Source organism: Mammaliicoccus sp. F-M27 (genome assembly GCF_022387115.1).
Classification (GTDB): Bacteria; Bacillota; Bacilli; order Staphylococcales; family Staphylococcaceae; genus Mammaliicoccus; species Mammaliicoccus vitulinus.
In genome coordinates this window covers 121022-139683 of record NZ_JAJNIE010000002.1, presented here as the reverse complement: position 1 = coordinate 139683, position 18662 = coordinate 121022, and the positions used below count along the sequence as shown (strand labels likewise).

The 18662-nt window shown below is 32.2% G+C and carries 16 protein-coding genes; all 16 read left to right on the top strand.

Features of this window, described 5'->3' with window-relative positions; translation table 11 throughout:
- Positions 1–28 precede the first annotated feature (28 nt).
- The 16 genes from truB (at position 29) to recA (ending at position 18451) form a co-directional block, all read left to right on the top strand.
- On the top strand, positions 29–940 hold the full coding sequence (gene truB, locus LQ598_RS03050; RefSeq protein WP_107537036.1) for a tRNA pseudouridine(55) synthase TruB: 912 nt from the start codon (positions 29–31) through the stop codon (positions 938–940).
- A 12-nt stretch (positions 941–952) separates the two neighbouring features.
- Positions 953–1906: a bifunctional riboflavin kinase/FAD synthetase gene (locus tag LQ598_RS03045; protein ID WP_016910789.1), complete on the top strand. Its 954-nt coding sequence runs from the start codon at positions 953–955 to the stop codon at positions 1904–1906.
- Between the two features lie 104 nt (positions 1907–2010).
- Positions 2011–2280: a 30S ribosomal protein S15 gene (gene rpsO, locus LQ598_RS03040; protein ID WP_016910790.1), complete on the top strand. Its 270-nt coding sequence runs from the start codon at positions 2011–2013 to the stop codon at positions 2278–2280.
- A 120-nt stretch (positions 2281–2400) separates the two neighbouring features.
- Positions 2401–4515 (top strand): polyribonucleotide nucleotidyltransferase, encoded by a 2115-nt coding sequence (pnp, locus tag LQ598_RS03035; protein WP_239745164.1) that lies wholly within the window; start codon positions 2401–2403, stop codon positions 4513–4515.
- A 70-nt stretch (positions 4516–4585) separates the two neighbouring features.
- Positions 4586–5803: a M16 family metallopeptidase gene (locus tag LQ598_RS03030; protein WP_107537038.1), complete on the top strand. Its 1218-nt coding sequence runs from the start codon at positions 4586–4588 to the stop codon at positions 5801–5803.
- Between the two features lie 145 nt (positions 5804–5948).
- Positions 5949–7622 (top strand): ribonuclease J2, encoded by a 1674-nt coding sequence (rnjB, locus tag LQ598_RS03025; RefSeq protein ID WP_239745163.1) that lies wholly within the window; start codon positions 5949–5951, stop codon positions 7620–7622.
- Positions 7623–7710: 88 nt separating this feature from the next.
- The gene (locus LQ598_RS03020) at positions 7711–10047 is read left to right on the top strand and encodes a DNA translocase FtsK (protein ID WP_192977739.1); all 2337 of its coding nucleotides are present in this window, start codon (positions 7711–7713) and stop codon (positions 10045–10047) included.
- Positions 10048–10056: 9 nt separating this feature from the next.
- Positions 10057–10770, top strand: a complete 714-nt coding sequence (locus LQ598_RS03015; protein WP_016910795.1) for a GntR family transcriptional regulator — start codon at positions 10057–10059, stop codon at positions 10768–10770.
- 77 nt (positions 10771–10847) lie between these two features.
- Positions 10848–12122, top strand: coding sequence for an EF-P 5-aminopentanol modification-associated protein YfmF (gene yfmF, locus LQ598_RS03010; RefSeq protein WP_107536976.1), 1275 nt, complete (start codon positions 10848–10850; stop codon positions 12120–12122).
- Positions 12115–13404 (top strand): EF-P 5-aminopentanol modification-associated protein YfmH, encoded by a 1290-nt coding sequence (yfmH, locus tag LQ598_RS03005; protein WP_016910797.1) that lies wholly within the window; start codon positions 12115–12117, stop codon positions 13402–13404. The genes yfmF and yfmH overlap by 8 nt, the downstream gene beginning before the upstream one ends.
- Complete coding sequence (ymfI, locus tag LQ598_RS03000; protein ID WP_107536975.1) at positions 13397–14101, top strand: elongation factor P 5-aminopentanone reductase; 705 nt, start codon at positions 13397–13399, stop codon at positions 14099–14101. The genes yfmH and ymfI overlap by 8 nt, the downstream gene beginning before the upstream one ends.
- Before the next feature lie 16 nt (positions 14102–14117).
- On the top strand, positions 14118–14933 hold the full coding sequence (locus LQ598_RS02995) for a YmfK family protein (protein ID WP_016910799.1): 816 nt from the start codon (positions 14118–14120) through the stop codon (positions 14931–14933).
- Positions 14934–14954: 21 nt separating this feature from the next.
- Positions 14955–15350 (top strand): helix-turn-helix domain-containing protein, encoded by a 396-nt coding sequence (locus tag LQ598_RS02990; protein WP_016910800.1) that lies wholly within the window; start codon positions 14955–14957, stop codon positions 15348–15350.
- A gap of 64 nt (positions 15351–15414) precedes the next feature.
- Positions 15415–15996, top strand: a complete 582-nt coding sequence (gene pgsA, locus LQ598_RS02985; protein ID WP_016910801.1) for a CDP-diacylglycerol--glycerol-3-phosphate 3-phosphatidyltransferase — start codon at positions 15415–15417, stop codon at positions 15994–15996.
- Between the two features lie 57 nt (positions 15997–16053).
- The gene (locus LQ598_RS02980; protein WP_107536974.1) at positions 16054–17211 is read left to right on the top strand and encodes a CinA family nicotinamide mononucleotide deamidase-related protein; all 1158 of its coding nucleotides are present in this window, start codon (positions 16054–16056) and stop codon (positions 17209–17211) included.
- A 202-nt stretch (positions 17212–17413) separates the two neighbouring features.
- Positions 17414–18451 carry a recombinase RecA gene (recA, locus tag LQ598_RS02975; RefSeq protein WP_050997830.1) on the top strand — a complete coding sequence of 346 codons (1038 nt, stop codon included), beginning with the start codon at positions 17414–17416 and terminating at the stop codon, positions 18449–18451.
- Positions 18452–18662: the final 211 nt, after the last annotated feature.

The following is an 18662-nucleotide window of genomic DNA, read 5'->3' as shown; positions in this document are numbered from 1 at the left end:
ATATAAGCATGTTTTGGAGGTCGTAAATTTGGATGGCATATTAGCAATTCATAAAGAAGTAGGCATGACGAGTCATGATGTTGTGTTTAAACTTCGTAAAATATTAAAAACTAAAAAAGTCGGTCATACTGGAACGTTAGATCCTGAAGTGAGCGGTGTATTACCAATTTGTATTGGCAAAGCGACGCGTGTAAGTGACTACGTGATGGAAAGTGGTAAAACATATAAAGCTGAAGTTACAATCGGTGTAAGTACGACTACCGAAGATCAAACTGGAGATATTGTAGAAGAGAAAAATGTAAATGAAAATATTTGGAGCACTGATGATATATGTTCTACAATCAATAAATTAGAAGGCGAAATTGAACAAATACCGCCTATGTATTCTGCAGTAAAAGTAAACGGAAAAAAATTATATGAATATGCTCGTCAAAATATTGAAGTTGAAAGACCAGTTCGCAAAGTTTTTATTAACAGTATCGAACTAATTTCTGAAATATCATACGACAATCAAACTTGTAAATTTGAAATTGAAGTTGAATGTGGTAAAGGGACATATATAAGAACGTTAGCAACGCAAATAGGAGAGTTACTTGGATTTCCAGCACATATGTCTCATTTAATTAGATTGAAAAGCGGTGGTTTTTCTCTAGAACAGGCCATAAAATTGGATGAATTAAGACAAATAGTTGAGCAAGATAAGTTACAAGATGTGCTACTTCCATTAGAATATGGATTGAATGGTTTAGAAAAAACGACGATTAATGATGAAGAGATTGTTAAAAGAATACAGAACGGACAAAAAATAGAAAAACAGTTAATTGCTGATCATCAATTTGAAGGCATATTCGTAGTTTGGTATGGAGATAAAGCGATAGCAATAATGGATACATATGAAAAAAATAATGCACTATATAAACCGAAAAAAGTTTTTCTTTAAAGGAGTATTTTGATGGAAGTTATAGAAATTACACACCCAATAAAATCAACACAATTCGTAAATGAAAATATTGCTTTAGCTATTGGATTTTTTGATGGTATACATTTAGGTCATCAAAAAGTACTTCAAAAAATGATTGAAGTAGCTAAAGATCAACATTTGAAGAAAGCGGTCATGACATTTGACCCACATCCTTCAGTGGTGTTGAATCCTGAGAAGAAACGAACGACATATTTAACGCCTATAGCTGATAAAGTAGAAGCGATTGAAAAGTTAGGCGTAGACTATTGTTTCGTCGTAAACTTTTCTTCAACATTTGCAAATGTTTCTGCGGATGATTTTATAAATCAATATTTTATACAAAATCATGTGAAAGCAGTTATTGCAGGATACGATTTTAGCTTTGGTAAATACGGAAAAGGGAATATGTCTTCTCTTCAAGAGCATGATTATCCTTTCAGTGTACATGTTGTTTCGAAACAAACATTGCAAGATGATGATAAAATATCTACTACTGATATAAGAGCTTCATTAGAACTTGGAGAAATTGAAGCTTGTAATTTAGCATTAGGTAGACCTTACGTTATTAAAGGTATGGTCGTACAAGGCGAAAAAAGAGGCAGAACAATCGGATTTCCAACAGCTAATGTTGAACCGGTAGATGAATACGTACTACCTAGAAAAGGTGTTTACGCTGTAACATTGCTCATCAAATCTCGTGATAAAACGTATAACGGTGTTTGTAACGTTGGCGTTAAACCGACATTCCATGATCCATCTGTTTCTCAAATTAGCATTGAAGTAAATATATTTGATTTTGAGGAAAGTATTTATGGAGAACGTGTCGAAGTATATTGGCATCACTTTATTAGACCAGAACAAAAGTTTGATGGAATTGATGCGCTCGTTAGTCAAATAACAAAAGATAAAGAAGAAGCGAAAGCATTATTATCACTTGAAAGATAGTGTGGTTTTATGTATAATGGCTTGAGTGCCTAATCCTTGGCTAATCGACACTCCGACGATGCGCTCAGGTTTATGGTGAATACAATTATAGGAGGAAATTGACTATGGCAATTTCACAAGAGAAAAAAAACGAACTAATCGAACAATACCGCGTACACGAAACTGATACTGGTTCTTCAGAAGTACAAATCGCAGTTTTAACAGCAGAAATTACTGCTTTAAACGAACATTTACGTACTCATAAAAAAGACCATCATTCACGTCGTGGATTATTAAAAATGGTTGGTCGTCGTAAACATTTATTAACATATTTACGTGATAATGATGTTCAACGTTACCGTGATTTAATCAAATCACTTGGCTTACGTCGCTAATCACAATATCAATCGAAGGGAATCGATCAGATTTCTTTCGATTTTTTTATAAATAAATATAAAAAATAAGTATAAAATGGTATGATATAAGAGATTAATTGTATGAGAGGAGATTCATAAATGTCTCAAGAGAAAAAAGTCTTTAAGACAGAATGGGCAGGCAGTCCATTAATAATTGAAACGGGCCAATTAGCAAAACAAGCTAATGGTGCAGTATTAGTAAGATATGGGGATACAGTTGTATTATCAACAGCAACTGCATCTAAAGAACCTAGAAACGTAGACTTTTTCCCATTAATGGTAAATTATGAAGAAAAAATGTATGCAGCAGGTAAAATACCTGGTGGATTTAATAAACGTGAAGGTAGACCGGGTGAGGATGCTACTTTAACAAGTCGATTAATTGATAGACCAATTAGACCACTATTTCCTAAAGGTTATAGAAATGATGTTCAAGTCATTTCAATTGTAATGAGTGTCGATCAAAATTGTTCTCCAGAAATGGCAGCAATGATTGGTTCATCAATGGCTTTATCTGTTTCTGACATACCATTCGAAAGACCTATTGCAGGAGTGAATGTAGGATTAGTAGATGGTGAATTTGTCATCAATCCAAATGTTGAAGAAAAATCAGTTTCTCAATTGGATTTACAAGTAGCAGGACATAAAGATGCTATTAACATGGTTGAAGCGGGTGCTAAAGAAGTAACTGAAGAAACGATGTTAAATGCGATTTTATTTGGTCATAAAGAAATTCAGAGACTAGTTGAATTCCAAGAAGCAATTATTGAAGAAATACAACCTGTAAAATCAGAATTTATACCAGTTGAAATCGAATCTTCATTTGAAGAAGCTGTTCGTGCGAAAGCAGAAGCTTTAGATATTAATTCAGCAATTAGAACAGAAGAAAAACAACAACGTGATATTAATATTACGGCTGTTAAAGCAGAAGTTCTTAATGCTTTCGATAATGAAGAAGATCCTGAGAATGCAGAAGTTCTTAAAACTGTAAGTAAAATTTTAGATACACTTGTTAAAGACGAAGTACGTCGTTTAATAACTGAAGATAAAGTTAGACCAGATGGCCGTAAACCAGAAGAAATTAGACCTTTAGCATCAGAAGTTGGTTTATTACCAAGAGCACACGGTTCAGGTTTATTTACACGCGGACAAACTCAAGCATTTTCAGTTGCTACGCTTGGTGCTCTAGGAGAACATCAAATTATTGATGGACTTGGTACAGAAGATCAGAAACGTTACATGCACCATTATAATTTCCCTAACTTCTCAGTTGGTGAAACAGGTCCAGTAAGAGGACCAGGCCGTCGTGAAATTGGACACGGTGCATTGGGTGAACGTGCTTTATTAGAAGTAATGCCAGATGAAAAAGAATTCCCTTATACAATAAGAGTTGTTTCTGAAGTGTTAGAATCAAATGGTTCTTCTTCACAAGCATCAATTTGTGGGTCTACATTAGCATTAATGGATGCTGGTGTTCCTATTAAAGCACCAGTTGCTGGTATTGCAATGGGCTTAATCACTAAAGATGATAACTATACGATTTTATCTGATATTCAAGGTATGGAAGATGCTTTAGGTGATATGGACTTTAAAGTTGCAGGTACTGAAAAAGGTATTACAGCTATTCAAATGGATATCAAAATTGACGGTTTAAGTGAACAAATTTTAAGAGAATCACTTGAACAAGCTAGAATTGGTAGATTATATATCTTAAACCATATGCTAGAAACGTTAAGTGAACCAAGAGAACAATTAAGTCAATATGCTCCTAAGATTGAAATTATGCATATTAAAGCAGCGAAAATTAGAGATGTTATCGGACCTGGTGGTAAAAAAATCAATGAAATCATTGATGAAACAGGTGTTAAATTAGACATTGAACAAGACGGAACAGTATTTATTGGTTCTAAAGATAAAGAAATGATTAATCGTGCTCGTAAAATTATCGAAGATATTGTACGAGAAGCTGAAGTTGATGCTATATATATGGGTACAGTTAAACGTATCGAGAAATTCGGTGCATTTGTTGAAATATTCCCTGGTAAAGACGCGCTTGTTCACATCTCTCAATTCTCAAATGAAAGAGTCAATAAAGTTGAAGATGTAGCGAAAATTGGTGATCAATTCTTAGTTAAAGTGACTGAAATTGACCGCCAAGGACGTGTAAATGCTTCGCGCAAAGTATTATCAAATGAAGAAAATGAACAAAAATAGTATTATAATTAAATAAATGGTTTAAATAGGGACATTGAGATGTCCCTATTTTTATTATGAGGTGGATAGCATGGTAGAATTAAAAAAATTAGAAAATGGTACAACTTTAATATTTGAGGATGTGCCAAGTAGTGAGACAATCAGCATAGGTGTATACGTAAAGACTGGCACAGCAAACGAAGGCGATTACCCAGAAGGTATTGCGCATTTTATAGAGCATATGCTGTTTAAAGGTAGTAAACATTATACTAGACAACAACTATCAACGGAATTTGATAAAATAGGCGGTTACAACAATGCATATACAACAAAAATGTATACATGTTATTTCTGTAAAACGTTGAAAAGATTTGAAAAGAAAGCAACAGATTTATTATTAGATATGGTCAAAAGACCGTTGTTTTTAGAAGAAGAAATTGTGCGTGAGAAAAAAGTCATCCTTGAAGAAATTAAAATGATCGATGATACACCAGAAGAATGGTTAATGGATAAATTAGAAAATGAAATTTATAAAGATCAACCATTAGGTAGAATGATTCTTGGTTCACCGCAAAGTGTGAATGAAATTGATAGAGCTACATTAGTTGATTTTCATGAAAAATATTATCAAAGTAATCGTTTGATTGTTTCTGTTGCTGGAGCATACAGTGAATCGTTAAAAGAAGAAATTATTGAACAATTAACAGATGAACAAAGTATTTCCATAGATGAAGAACAACCTAATATGCATTTTGTTGAGAAGAAAGAAACTTATTATAAAAATGAACTTGAACAGACTCACTTTATGAGAAGTTATGCAGCTCCGAGTTATAATGATCAACATTACTATGCAACGAATATTTTAAATACAATTTTAGGAGAAACAATGAGTTCTAAATTGTTCCAAGTTCTTAGAGAAGAACATGGTCTTTGTTATAATGTGTACTCAGACTTCCAAAGTTTTCACAACGATGGTTTACTGACAATATATGTTGCTACAGATAAAGAGAATGTCGATGCTTCAAGTGCGTTAATTACAGAGGTTTTAAAAACATTACTTAATGATGGCATTACACAAGAAGAATTAGATGATGCGAAAAGTCATATTATCACAAGCTTTTTAATGGCGTCAGAATCAAATCAAAATAAAATGACGAGAAATGCACGTTCAATCATGTTTCATAATGAACTGATTTCAAATGAGAAGTTCGAAAAAGCAATCAATCAAATACAGTTAAAAGATATAAAAGAAGCTACAAAAATATTACTTGAAGCGCCATATTCTGAATTCATACTTACGGAGAAATAATATATATCTTAATAAGATAAAAAATATTGCCCTCCTTTATTTTAATTATGTATAAGTCTGTTGTATGTGCTTGTATAAACGATTATATAAATGGTATGATTAAATAAATATATTATGGACGGGATTACATTTAGGAGGAACAATTTTGAGTTTAATAAAAAAGAAAAATGATAAAATTCGTATCATACCACTCGGTGGTGTTGGAGAAATAGCAAAAAATATGTATATCGTTGAAGTGGATGAAGAAATGTTCATGTTAGACGCTGGATTAATGTTTCCAGAAGACGAAATGCTAGGCGTAGACGTTGTTATACCGGATATACAATATGTTATTGAAAACAAAGAGAAACTTAAAGGAATCTTTTTATCACATGGACATGAAGATTCAATAGGAGCAGTTAGCTATATACTTGAAAAGCTAGATGCACCAGTATATGGTTCAAGATTAACAATTGCTTTAGTTAAAGATCATATGAAAATTAGAAAAATAAATAAAAAAGTACGTTATTACACAGTAAATAAAGATTCAGTAATGAGATTTAAAAATGTTAATGTAACGTTCTTTAATACAACACATTCAATTCCAGATAGTTTAGGTGTATGTATACATACATCTTACGGCTCAATCGTCTATACTGGTGAGTTTAAATTTGACCAAAGTTTACAAGGTGCATATGCGCCCGATATCGCTAAAATGACGCAAATCGGTCAAAATGGTGTATTTGCGCTTATAAGTGATTCGACAGAAGCAGAAAAACCAGGATATAATGTTCCGGAAAATGTTATCGAAAGTCATATGGTAGATGAATTTGCTAAAGCGAACGGTCGAATTATCGTATCTTGTTATGCATCAAACTTCATTCGTATACAACAAGTGTTAAATGCAGCACATAAATTAAATCGTAAAGTATCTTTCTTAGGACGTTCACTGGAAAGTTCATTTAATGTTGCACGTAAGTTGGGATATTTTAATATTCCAGAAAATTTATTAGTTCCTGTACATGATATTAGTAAATATCCTAAGAACGAAATGATCATCATTGCAACAGGTATGCAAGGTGAGCCTATTGAAGCTCTTGGACAAATGGCTCAACAAAGACATCCAATTTTAAATATTTTAGAAGGCGATAATGTTTATATTTCTACAACTACGTCTGCAAATATGGAAGTAATTATTGGTCAAACTTTAAATGAGCTTGTTAGAGCTGGCGCACATATTATGCCTAATAATAAAAAGACACACGCATCAAGTCACGGTTGTATGGAAGAACTTAAATTGATGCTTAATTTAATGAAACCTGAGTACTTTATTCCTGTACAAGGTGAATTTAAAATGCAAATTGCACATGCGAAATTGGCTGCTGAAACAGGCGTAGATCCTGAAAAGATTTTCTTACTTGAAAAAGGTGATGTTGTTAACTTTGATGGTACAAAAATGCTTGCTAATGAAAAAGTAACAGCAGGGAATGTTTTAATAGATGGAATAGGCGTTGGAGATGTTGGTAATATCGTCTTAAGAGATAGACATTTATTAGCTGAAGATGGCATATTTATAGCTGTTGTTACATTAGATCCTAAGAATAGAAAAATTGTTGGGGGACCTGAAATTCAATCACGTGGATTTGTTTATGTAAGGGAAAGTGAAGAACTATTAAATGATGCTTCAGAAAAAGTACGTGAAATTGTTGAAGAAGGTTTACTTCAAAAGAAAATTGAATGGTCTGAAATGAAACAAAATATGCGTGATAAACTCGGCAAATATCTATATGAACAAACGAAACGCCGCCCGATGATTATTCCAATTATTTCTGAAATCTAATGGATTGTTTTATGGAAGATTTTTAACAGTCAAATAAGCCCATGAGTGGGCTTATTTTTTGCATTAAAGATAAGGAGGCTATTTCATAATGGTACAAAAGAAGAAGCCAGCAACACGTAAAACAAAAACAACACGTGGTAAGAAAAAACAAAAAGATCATACTTTAAAATACGTCATTCAAGTCATTGTGTTGTTTCTATTAGTGTTAGGTGTTTTTCAATTAGGGTTTATAGGATTAATGATAGATAGCTTCTTTCATTTTATATTCGGTTACGCTAAGTACTTCACTTATATACTCATTGCAATAATTTCAATGTTAATAACTGTAAACGGTAAATTGAAATTCACAAGAAGAATAAATGGACTGTTTATTTTCCAAGTTGCGCTCTTATTTGTTATGCAAATTATTTTATATTTTAAAGATAAATCTTTTGATACATTTAAAACGACTATAAGTGAAACATATTCTAGTTTAGAAAGAAATGCATTTTACTTTAATGGTGGAGGATACATAGGTTACTATGCTTTTAACATCATCAGCAAACTAATATCTGTCTTCGGTTACAGTTTATTAACATTGCTTATATTGTTTTCTAGTGTGATTTTAATTTTGAAAAAGAGACATCGTGATATTACAAAATCAGCTTTCGATGTTGCACAGAGCAAGACGAAATCTAAAATGACGCATTTAGAAAAGAAACGTGAAGAAAAAGCGAGAACAAAACAGCTAGAAAAAGAACAACGTCAAAAAGAACAACAAAAAGAAGCGCCAAAAGAACAACTTCGAAAAGAACAACCAAAAGATGTGTCACATTTAAAAGAAATAGAACCTGCGAAGGAAGTTTCAACTGTTGAAACAGAATCGGTAAATGAAGAGATACCAATTTTTGAATCACAAGAAAAATTAGCAGCTAAAAGAAAACAACAACCAAAACAACCAACACAATCAACACAAACTACTGAAACAGTAGAAAATGAGAACAATGAGTCTACAATTGATGAAACTGAGAATTTAAATTATAAATTACCATCATTAGATATCTTAAATGACCCACCACAATCTCAGTCTGTTTCTAAAAAAACGGTTCAAGAAAAAGGTAAGTTATTAGAAGCAACTTTAAAAAACTTTAATGTAGATGCTAAAGTGACTCAAATTAGAATTGGACCAGCTGTAACACAATACGAAGTTCAACCAGCACAAGGTGTAAAAGTTAATAAAATTGTGAATTTAAGCAATGATATCGCGCTTAATTTAGCAGCTAAAGATATCAGAATAGAAGCCCCTATCCCTGGTAAATCAGCGGTAGGTATTGAAGTACCGAATGAGCATATTTCTACGGTTACTTTAAAAGAAGTATTAAGTGAAGCTAAACCTACAAAAAACAAACTAGAAGTTGCGTTAGGTAGAGATATCTCTGGTGAGCCTATCACTGCAGAATTAAATAAATTGCCACATTTACTTGTAGCCGGTGCAACGGGTAGTGGTAAATCAGTTTGTATTAACGGAATTATTACGAGTATTTTAATGAATGCGAAACCGCATGAAGTGAAGCTTATGCTTATTGATCCTAAAATGGTTGAATTAAATGTATATAATGGTGTGCCACATTTATTAACGCCAGTTGTGACCAATCCACAAAAGGCCAACCAAGCATTACAAAAAGTAGTATCTGAAATGGAAAAAAGATATGACTTATTCCAACATGTTGGCGCAAGAAATATTGAAGGATATAACCAATTTATTGAACGTACGAATCAAGAAATGGAAGAAAAGCAAGCACAATTACCGTATATCGTCGTTATTGTGGATGAACTTGCAGATTTAATGATGGTTGCTGGTAAAGATGTGGAATCTTCAATTATGAGAATTGCGCAGTTAGCTAGAGCAGCAGGTATACATTTAATTATTGCAACACAAAGACCTTCAGTCGATGTTATTACGGGTAGTATTAAAGCGAATATACCATCCAGAATTGCATTTGCCGTAAGTTCTGCTACAGATTCTAGAACGATTTTAGATGGTGGTGGAGCTGAAAAACTACTTGGTAGAGGTGATATGTTATTTTTATCAAGAGATTCTTCTAAACCAACGAGAATTCAAGGTGCATTCCTTTCTGATGGTGAAGTAGAAACAGTCGTTCAACACGTAATTGGAGAACAAACTGCCAACTACATTAAAGAAATGGAACCTGATGAACCTACTGAAGCGAGCGAAATGGAAAGTGAAGATGCATTGTATAAAGAAGCATATTTATTTATTGTCGAAGAACAAAAGGCAAGTGCAAGTTTGTTACAAAGAAGATTTAGAATAGGTTATAATAGGGCATCTAGGTTAATGGATGACTTGGAAAGTAATGGTGTTATTGGACCTCAGTCAGGTAGTAAACCTAGACAAGTATTGGTTGATATTTATCAAGACGAATAGGGGGATATTATGTCTACAAATGCAACTACAAATTTTGTGAAAAACTGGATATTAGATCAAATTCAATCAGGAGAACTTAATCCTGGTGATGCGATTCCTAATGAGTTCGAAATCAAAAAATTGTTGAACATAAATTATAATGAGATTGAAAATGCTATACATGAACTTGTAACTGAGCAAATTTTATCTCAAAAATCTGGAGGCGTAACGGTTGTTAAACCTAAACAACCATACTATTATCCTTTAGATGAATTAGTGAGTATTACTAACATGATAGAAAAAAATGGAGAAGTTGCGGGCACTGAATTTATCAGTTTGGATGAAGAAGTGGCAACATCTAAAGATATAGAAGTTCTTAATTTAGAAAAAGATTCATTAATATCTGTAATTGAAAGACTAAGAACTGCAGATGGAGAACCTGTCGTATATTGTTTGGACAAAATTGCGACTGATTTATTTGCGTGTAGTGATTATCGTTCAAATTCGTCAATATTATCTGCAATAGAGAGTAAAGTAGAATTTAAAATAACACATGCAAACACTTCTATGGAATCTATTAGCTATGAGCCATATATTAGTGAAATACTTAATTCTGATCCGGACGATGCGATGATGTTATTAACGCAAATTCATTATAATGAACATGGTACACCTGTACTTTATTCTTTAAATTATTTCAAAAGTAGTCTTGTAAAGTTTCGAATTACAAGAAATAGGATATAATAAATATATTGAGAGAAACAAAGTAACAAATGTTGCTTTGTTTCTCTATATACATACATATAAGAGAGGTGTCCAAGATGATTACGACAGAACATATACAATTAGCATCAAACGACGTTTATGTAATACCAACAAACAAATTTAAAACAACTACAATTGTTTTTAAATTTGTGGCACCGTTAAATAGTGCTACGATTACATCTAGGTCAATTTTAAGTAAGTTAATAACAAGAGTGACCAAAAAGTATCAATCAGATAGAGAAATGAATAATTTACTCGCTGATTTATATGGTGCGCATTTATTTAGTTATGTGAACAAGCAAGCTAATAACCACATCATGACAATTGGGATTGAAATTGTGAATGAAAAATATTTAAAAAGTGAATTACCACTATTTGAAAAAGCGATTCAATTATTACACGAAGTGATATTTAATCCTTTAATTGAAAATGATAAGTTTAATGAAAAATTTACGAAACAAGAAAAATCACTTTTACATAAAAAATTAACAGCTATAGAAGATAATAAATCTCAACGTGCATTTATTCAGTTCATGAACCATATGTTTGAAGATGAACCATATAAATATTTAGCTTCTGGTCGTTTAGAAGATATTGAACATGTGACGCCAGAAACATTAGTCGATACATATCATGATTTACTTCATGGAAATGCGATTTCCACATATATAATAGGAAATGTTAATTTAGATGAAGTTAAAAACTTATGCAATGAGTACTTTAACTTTGAACATAATAGTCATCTAGAAATTGAATCTTCATCTTTGAAAAATATAGAAAAAGTAAAAGAAATAGTAGACTACACTAAAATTGATCAAGCTAAATTAAATATAGGTTATAGATTTCCTATTACATTCCATTCTAAAGAGTATTATTCATTCTTAGTATTGAATATGCTCTTAGGTGGAGATGCTTCTTCAATTTTATTTAGTGAAGTAAGAGAAAAACAAAGTTTAGCTTATTCGATCCATTCTCAAATTGATCCAAGAAATGGCTTTTTATATATTGTAGGTGGCATTGCTAAAGATAAAGTACAACAAGCTCAAGATACAATATTAACGATATATAAAGATTTAGAAGATGGAAACTTTGATGAACAAAAATTAGTGTTAGCAAAAAAAGTACTGACATCTAACGCGAGAGAAATGTTTGATAAGCAGCGACAAATGATTGATTTATTACATACACATGCACGTTATCAATCCGTATATAATTACGATGATTGGATTAAGGAAATAGAATCCATTACTATGGACGATATTAAGAATATTGCACGACTTGGACAATTGGATACTATATATATACTGACTGAAGGTGAAAATCATGAGTAATCAATATTATGAACAGATTGATGAAACAGTATTTGAAGAAACTTTAAATAATGGCTTAAAAGTAGTTGTTATACCTAAAGCAGGATTTTCTAAAACATATGTGACTTATACAACTAACTTTGGTTCGTTAGACCATACATTTAAACCACATGGTCAAGACAATTATGTAACTGTTCCAGACGGCGTAGCACATTTTTTAGAGCACAAACTTTTTGAAAAAGAAGAAGGCGATGTGTTTACGAGTTTTGCTGAAAATGATGCACAAGTTAATGCTTTTACAACTTTTGATAGAACAAGTTATTTATTTAGTGCAACAGGGAATGTGAATGACAATATTTTACGACTGCTTAATATGATAGAAAGTCCATATTTCACTGAGAAGACTGTGGAAAAGGAAAAAGGGATTATAGCTGAAGAAATAAAAATGTACCAAGAACAACCAAATTACAAACTGATGTTTCAAACATTAGGCGCGCTATACCATAATCATCCTGTACAAGTAGATATCGCAGGTTCGGTGGATAGCATTTATAACATTACAGCTGAAGATTTATATTTATCTTATGAAACATTTTATCATCCCGCTAACATGGTATTAATCATTGTTGGTGATGTGACACCAGAAGATACGATTGAATTAGTACGTGAGCATGAAGCTAAAAGAAATATGAAAGAAATGCCACCTATTAAGAGACAACTTATTGATGAACCAACATCAGTGCATCGTTCTTATGTTGAAACAAAGATGGATATTGTACAAGAAAAGTCTATGATTGCATTTAAATTTGAACCTAACACAATTTCAGATAAAATGAGAGTTAAAAATGATATGGAAATGATGATTGCATTAGATTTAATGCTTGGAGAGCAAACAGACTTTTATCAAACACTTCTTGAAGAAGATGTAATCGACGATACTTTCGGATATCAATTTGCTAATGAGATGACTTATAGTTATTTAATTCTTGCAGTTACAACTAATCATCATGAAACATTTAAAGAAGCGATATTTAATGAACTGAAACAACATATTCATGAAGGATTTAATTATGATGAGTTAGAAAGGGTTAGAAAACAAACATTAGGAGAAATTATTTCAAGTTTGAATTCACCTGAATATATTGCAAATCAATATACGAAGTTTTATTTTGAAGGTGTTGAATTGTTTGAACTTGTCGATATTTTAGAATCCATAACTGTAGATAGTGTACAACAAACATTAAAATCATTAATTGATTTTAATCACACTGTTGAAAGTCGTTTGGTGAAACAAAATGGCTAGAACACTTATACTAGGTGGAAGCGGAGATATCGGACTTTCAATAGTGGATGAATGTTTATCACTCGGTAACGAAGTCATATTGCATTATAATAAGTCAGACTTAACTGTACTTAAACAAAGATATGAAGGTCAACCCGTCAGTTTTCTGCAACTTGATTTAACTAAGAGACACGATATAAATAATCTGGATTCTATTGGGAATATTGATCATTTAATTTATGTGGCTGGTCAATCTTCATTCGGTGCGATTCAAGATTTTTCTGATGAAGAAATTGATGCACAATACAATATAAATGTCTTTTCTTTAATTAAGGTAGTACAATTATTTGTAGATAGATTGCGAAAAAGTGAGCATGGCAGAATTATTGTTGTATCTTCTATATGGGGAGAAACAGGTGCAAGTTATGAAACGATATATTCGACTATGAAAGCAGCACAATTAGGTTTTGTTAAGTCATTAGCAAAAGAATTAGCATTAACATCCATTACAGTTAATGCTATAAGTCCAGGCGTTGTTCATGGTAAAATGACAGATGAACTTGATGCAGTTACACAAACGCAATTAAAAGAAGAAATACCACAAGGTCGATTTGTTACGACAGAAGAGATTGGTGGGACAGTAGCTTATTTACTAAATCCACTTTCTCAAAGCATAACAGGCCAAGTTCTTCGTGTTAACGGAGGATGGTACATTTAATATTGGGGTGGATATTATGGAAGAAGTTATTAAAAGAGAATGGTACTTAGAATATGATATACAAGTTAATAGAGCAGGTTTGTTAGGGGATATATCTAGTCTATTAGGTATTTTAGGTATTAATATCATTACAATTAATGGTGTAGATCAAGGTCGTAGAGGTTTGCTCATTAAGACAGATGATATGAATAAAGTTAAACGCTTCGAAAATATCGTGAAAGAAATTGATGATATTACCATAAAAAAACTGCGTACACCTGGGTTAAGAGATAGATTAGCAGTTAGGCACGGTCGGTATATTAAACGTGATGTTGATGATAAAAAGACATTTAGATTTGAAAGAAACGATTTAGGTTTATTAGTTGATTTCATGGCAGAATTATTTAAAGAAAATCGTCATAAATTAATTGGCGTACGTGGTATGCCAAGAGTTGGTAAAACAGAGTCAGTAGTAGCAGCTAGTGTGTGTGCTCATAAAAAATGGCTATTTATCAGTTCGACGCTTATTAAACAAACTGTAAGAAGTTCGTTACTAAAAGGTGAATATGGAGATGAGAATGTCTATATTATTGATGGTGCTGTAACATCTAAGCAAACTGATGAAAAGCATAAACAATTAGTTCGAGAAGTTATGAGCTTACCAACAATTAAAGTCGTAGAACATCCTGACTTATTTGTACAACGCTCTGAATATAGTCTTGAAGATTTTGATTATATTATTGAATTAAGAGAAACTGAAGATCAAGAGATTACATATGAACAATTAAATAAAAATGATTTGTTTACAAATGACAACATGGCATTTGGAGATGGATTTGGTTTCTTTGAATAAATTGTTTGAGGTGAATATATTTTGAAATATATTGGGGAAACATTAAGAAATAAAAGAGAACAGTTAGGTATGACATTAGTTGAACTAGAAGAAAAGACAAAAATACAAAGACCATTTTTAGTGATGATTGAAAAAAATGATTTTGAAAATTTACCAAACCCTGATTATACAAGAGGTTTTATTACTAAATATGCATCAGCAATTAATGTGAGTCCTGCAGAATTAATCGATAAACACCAAAGTGAATTGCCTAAAACACCACCTTCTGCTAAAGAAGCTTTTCGTTTGTTAACACAAGAGAAACGAAGTCAAACGGAAATCTCTGAGAATAAAATGGTCGCTAAGCTCATCACTCAAATGGTCACATTCTTCGGATTGTGCCTTATTGGTTGGATATTATTAATAATTATCATTTAATTATATAAGCGATTGATTTATAATAGTATTATTATGTGCTTGTATGAAAAGAAGGAGAAAGTATATGAATATTCCTAATCAGTTAACGGTATTACGCGTTATTTTAATACCTGTTTTTGTATTATTTTTACTTGTTGATTTTAACATGGGACAAATGAGCATTTTGTTCGGGCAAGAAATGCGTGTTGAACAATTTATAGCTGGCATTATCTTTATTCTAGCATCTGTTACAGATTGGTTAGATGGCTACTTAGCTAGAAAATGGGAACTTGTAACAAATATGGGGAAATTTTTAGACCCATTAGCGGATAAATTATTAGTAGCTAGTGCATTAATTGCATTAGTAGAACTTGATAAAGTATCTTCTGTTATCGCAATCATCATTATAGCGAGAGAGTTTGCTGTAACTGGCTTGAGATTATTGCAAATAGAACAAGGTTTTGTAAGTGCGGCAGGTCAATTAGGTAAAATTAAAACAGCTGTTACAATGGTGGCAATTGTCTTTATTTTACTACAAGAACCTTTCTCTACTTTATGGCAAATTGATTTAGGGCAATGGCTAATGTATATTGCTACATTCTTTACAATTCTATCTGGAATAGAGTATTTTTATAACGGTAGAGATGTATTTAAAGGATCAAAATAATATTAACATTTAACCTACAACATTGAGTTTGTAGGTTTTTCTGTAGGAGGTATATTTATGAAAGTGAGCATTTTAAGCGTTGGTACTGAAATTTTATTAGGACAAATTGCGAATACGAACGCTCAATTTATTTCTAAAGTTTTAAATGGACTTGGCGCAAGTGTTATGAGGCATGTTGCAGTTGGCGATAATCCTGCAAGATTAGAAAAAACTTTTAAAGAAGAATTGGCAAACCATGATGTTGTCATTCTCACTGGTGGTTTAGGTCCAACTAAAGATGATTTAACGAAACAAACTGTTGCTCAAGTGCTGGATAAAAATCTTGAAACGAATAAACAATCTATGGATCATATAGAGCAATATTTTAAAAGAGAAAATCGAACTATGACGCCTAATAATAGACAACAAGCGCTTGTAATCGAAGGTAGTGAGGTATTAAATAATGATTTTGGTATGGCACCAGGTATGTATTTAGAGGTTGACGATAAAAAAGTTGTATTGTTACCAGGTCCTCCGAAAGAACTTCAGCCTATGGTTAATCAATATCTTGTACCATATTTCTTAAATGAGGAACGTGTTATCTTCTCTGAATCATTAAAATTTGCCGGTATTGGTGAATCGAGTTTAGAAACAGAATTGATGGATTTAATTGATCAACAAACAAATCCTACGATAGCGCCACTAGCAGGTCAACATGAGGTGTCTTTACGAATTACTGCAAATGCAAATACGAAACAACAAGCGATTGAATTAATAAAGCCAGTAAAAGCAGAAATCTTAAATAGAATTGGCGAATATTATTATGGGAGTGATGATTTAACGATTGAGGAAGCTGTATTCAATGAATTAAATCAATCATTTGTCATATATGATGAAATTACTGATGGTATTTTGTATTCAAGACTTAAACTGAGTGAACATCATAAAGCATACTTAAAAGCATACATCGTTAAAAATGATTGGTCTGATCGTGTGCTTAATATTTCTGAACAAGACTCAACTGAAGAAATAGCAAACAAGTTAAAAGAGGCATTTGAAGTTGATAGTATCATTGTTCTATCACAGAATGATAAAGAATCTACAGTTTATATATCACATATGCAAAAAAGCAAAATATTTATTTCGTCTTTAAGTCAATCATATGCTGGAAAACGCGATAGAATAAGTAATATAGCCCTTATTGAATATTTAAATCTTTTACGACAGGATTCATAATTAAATAAAATCGGTACCTATGTTCGCATATATTGAAAAAATGCGTGTAAAAACACGAACAAATATTCGCTTTATACTTGCAATTTAGCATGAAAACATATATAGTAATAATAGCTAATTAAACAAGTAAATTCATTTTATATATATAGGAGGTTATCGCGTGAACGACCGTCAGAAAGCACTCGATACAGTAATAAAGAATATGGAAAAATCCTTTGGTAAAGGGGCAGTAATGAAGCTAGGGGATAATACAAGTAGAGAAGTATCTGCAGTTTCAAGTGGTTCTATCACACTTGATAAAGCATTAGGTGTTGGTGGATATCCTAATGGACGTATTATAGAAATTTACGGACCAGAAAGTTCTGGTAAAACAACTGTAGCATTACATGCTATTGCTGAAGTACAACGACAAGGGGGTTTAGCTGCTTTCATTGATGCTGAACACGCATTAGATCCTGTTTATGCTAAGAACTTAGGCGTAGATATTGATAACCTATACTTATCACAGCCAGACCACGGAGAGCAAGGGTTAGAAATCGCTGAAGCTTTTGTACGTAGTGGTGCTGTAGATATCGTAATCATCGACTCAGTTGCTGCATTAACACCTAAAGCTGAAATTGAAGGTGAAATGGGAGATACTCATGTTGGTTTACAAGCAAGATTAATGAGTCAAGCTTTACGTAAATTATCAGCAGCTATTTCTAAATCTAATACAACTGCTGTATTTATTAACCAAATTCGTGAAAAAGTTGGCGTAATGTTCGGTAATCCTGAAATAACACCAGGTGGACGTGCACTTAAATTCTATAGTTCTGTTCGTTTAGAAGTACGTCGTGCTGAACAATTGAAACAAGGACAAGAAATAGTAGGTAACCGTACTAAAATTAAAGTTGTTAAAAATAAAGTTGCACCTCCATTTAGAATTGCAGAAGTAGATATCATGTATGGTGAAGGTATTTCACGTGAAGGTGAATTAATCGACTTAGCCGTTGAGTTTGATATTGTCGATAAATCTGGTGCTTGGTATTCATACAATGGTGAGCGTATGGGTCAAGGTAAAGAAAATGTTAAAACGTATCTAAAAGAAAATCCAAAAATTACTGAAGAAATTGATGGTATTTTAAGAGACAAATTAGGCTTCAACGGTAAAAAGAAAGAAGAAGCTAAAAAAGACGATAAATCTAAAAAAGATGACAAAGCAGATAAGTCAGATAAAGAGCAAGAAACTTTATTAGATTAAATTGTAAATCTCTATAAATTGAAACATTCTATTAATCACTTTTTTAAAGTTGATTGATAGAATGTTTTTTTATGAAAGAGTAATAAAAATAAAGTTGATGTTCTTGACACTTGTACAAATTTAAACGTACAATTGAGTTGTATGATTCCATTGTTCCATTTAATCATATTTTTGTATATATAAGACGTATAACCTAGATAGAAGGAGGTGT

Coding starts and splice junctions, on each gene's coding strand:
- ymfI (WP_107536975.1), top strand. CDS start 13,397: ATGGCTAGAACACTTATACTAGGTGGAAGCGGAGATATCGGACTTTCA.
- rpsO (WP_016910790.1), top strand. CDS start 2,011: ATGGCAATTTCACAAGAGAAAAAAAACGAACTAATCGAACAATACCGC.
- yfmH (WP_016910797.1), top strand. CDS start 12,115: ATGAGTAATCAATATTATGAACAGATTGATGAAACAGTATTTGAAGAA.
- recA (WP_050997830.1), top strand. CDS start 17,414: ATGGAAAAATCCTTTGGTAAAGGGGCAGTAATGAAGCTAGGGGATAAT.
- LQ598_RS03020 (WP_192977739.1), top strand. CDS start 7,711: ATGGTACAAAAGAAGAAGCCAGCAACACGTAAAACAAAAACAACACGT.
- LQ598_RS02995 (WP_016910799.1), top strand. CDS start 14,118: ATGGAAGAAGTTATTAAAAGAGAATGGTACTTAGAATATGATATACAA.
- yfmF (WP_107536976.1), top strand. CDS start 10,848: ATGATTACGACAGAACATATACAATTAGCATCAAACGACGTTTATGTA.
- LQ598_RS03045 (WP_016910789.1), top strand. CDS start 953: ATGGAAGTTATAGAAATTACACACCCAATAAAATCAACACAATTCGTA.
- LQ598_RS03015 (WP_016910795.1), top strand. CDS start 10,057: ATGTCTACAAATGCAACTACAAATTTTGTGAAAAACTGGATATTAGAT.
- pgsA (WP_016910801.1), top strand. CDS start 15,415: ATGAATATTCCTAATCAGTTAACGGTATTACGCGTTATTTTAATACCT.
- pnp (WP_239745164.1), top strand. CDS start 2,401: ATGTCTCAAGAGAAAAAAGTCTTTAAGACAGAATGGGCAGGCAGTCCA.
- LQ598_RS02980 (WP_107536974.1), top strand. CDS start 16,054: ATGAAAGTGAGCATTTTAAGCGTTGGTACTGAAATTTTATTAGGACAA.
- LQ598_RS03030 (WP_107537038.1), top strand. CDS start 4,586: ATGGTAGAATTAAAAAAATTAGAAAATGGTACAACTTTAATATTTGAG.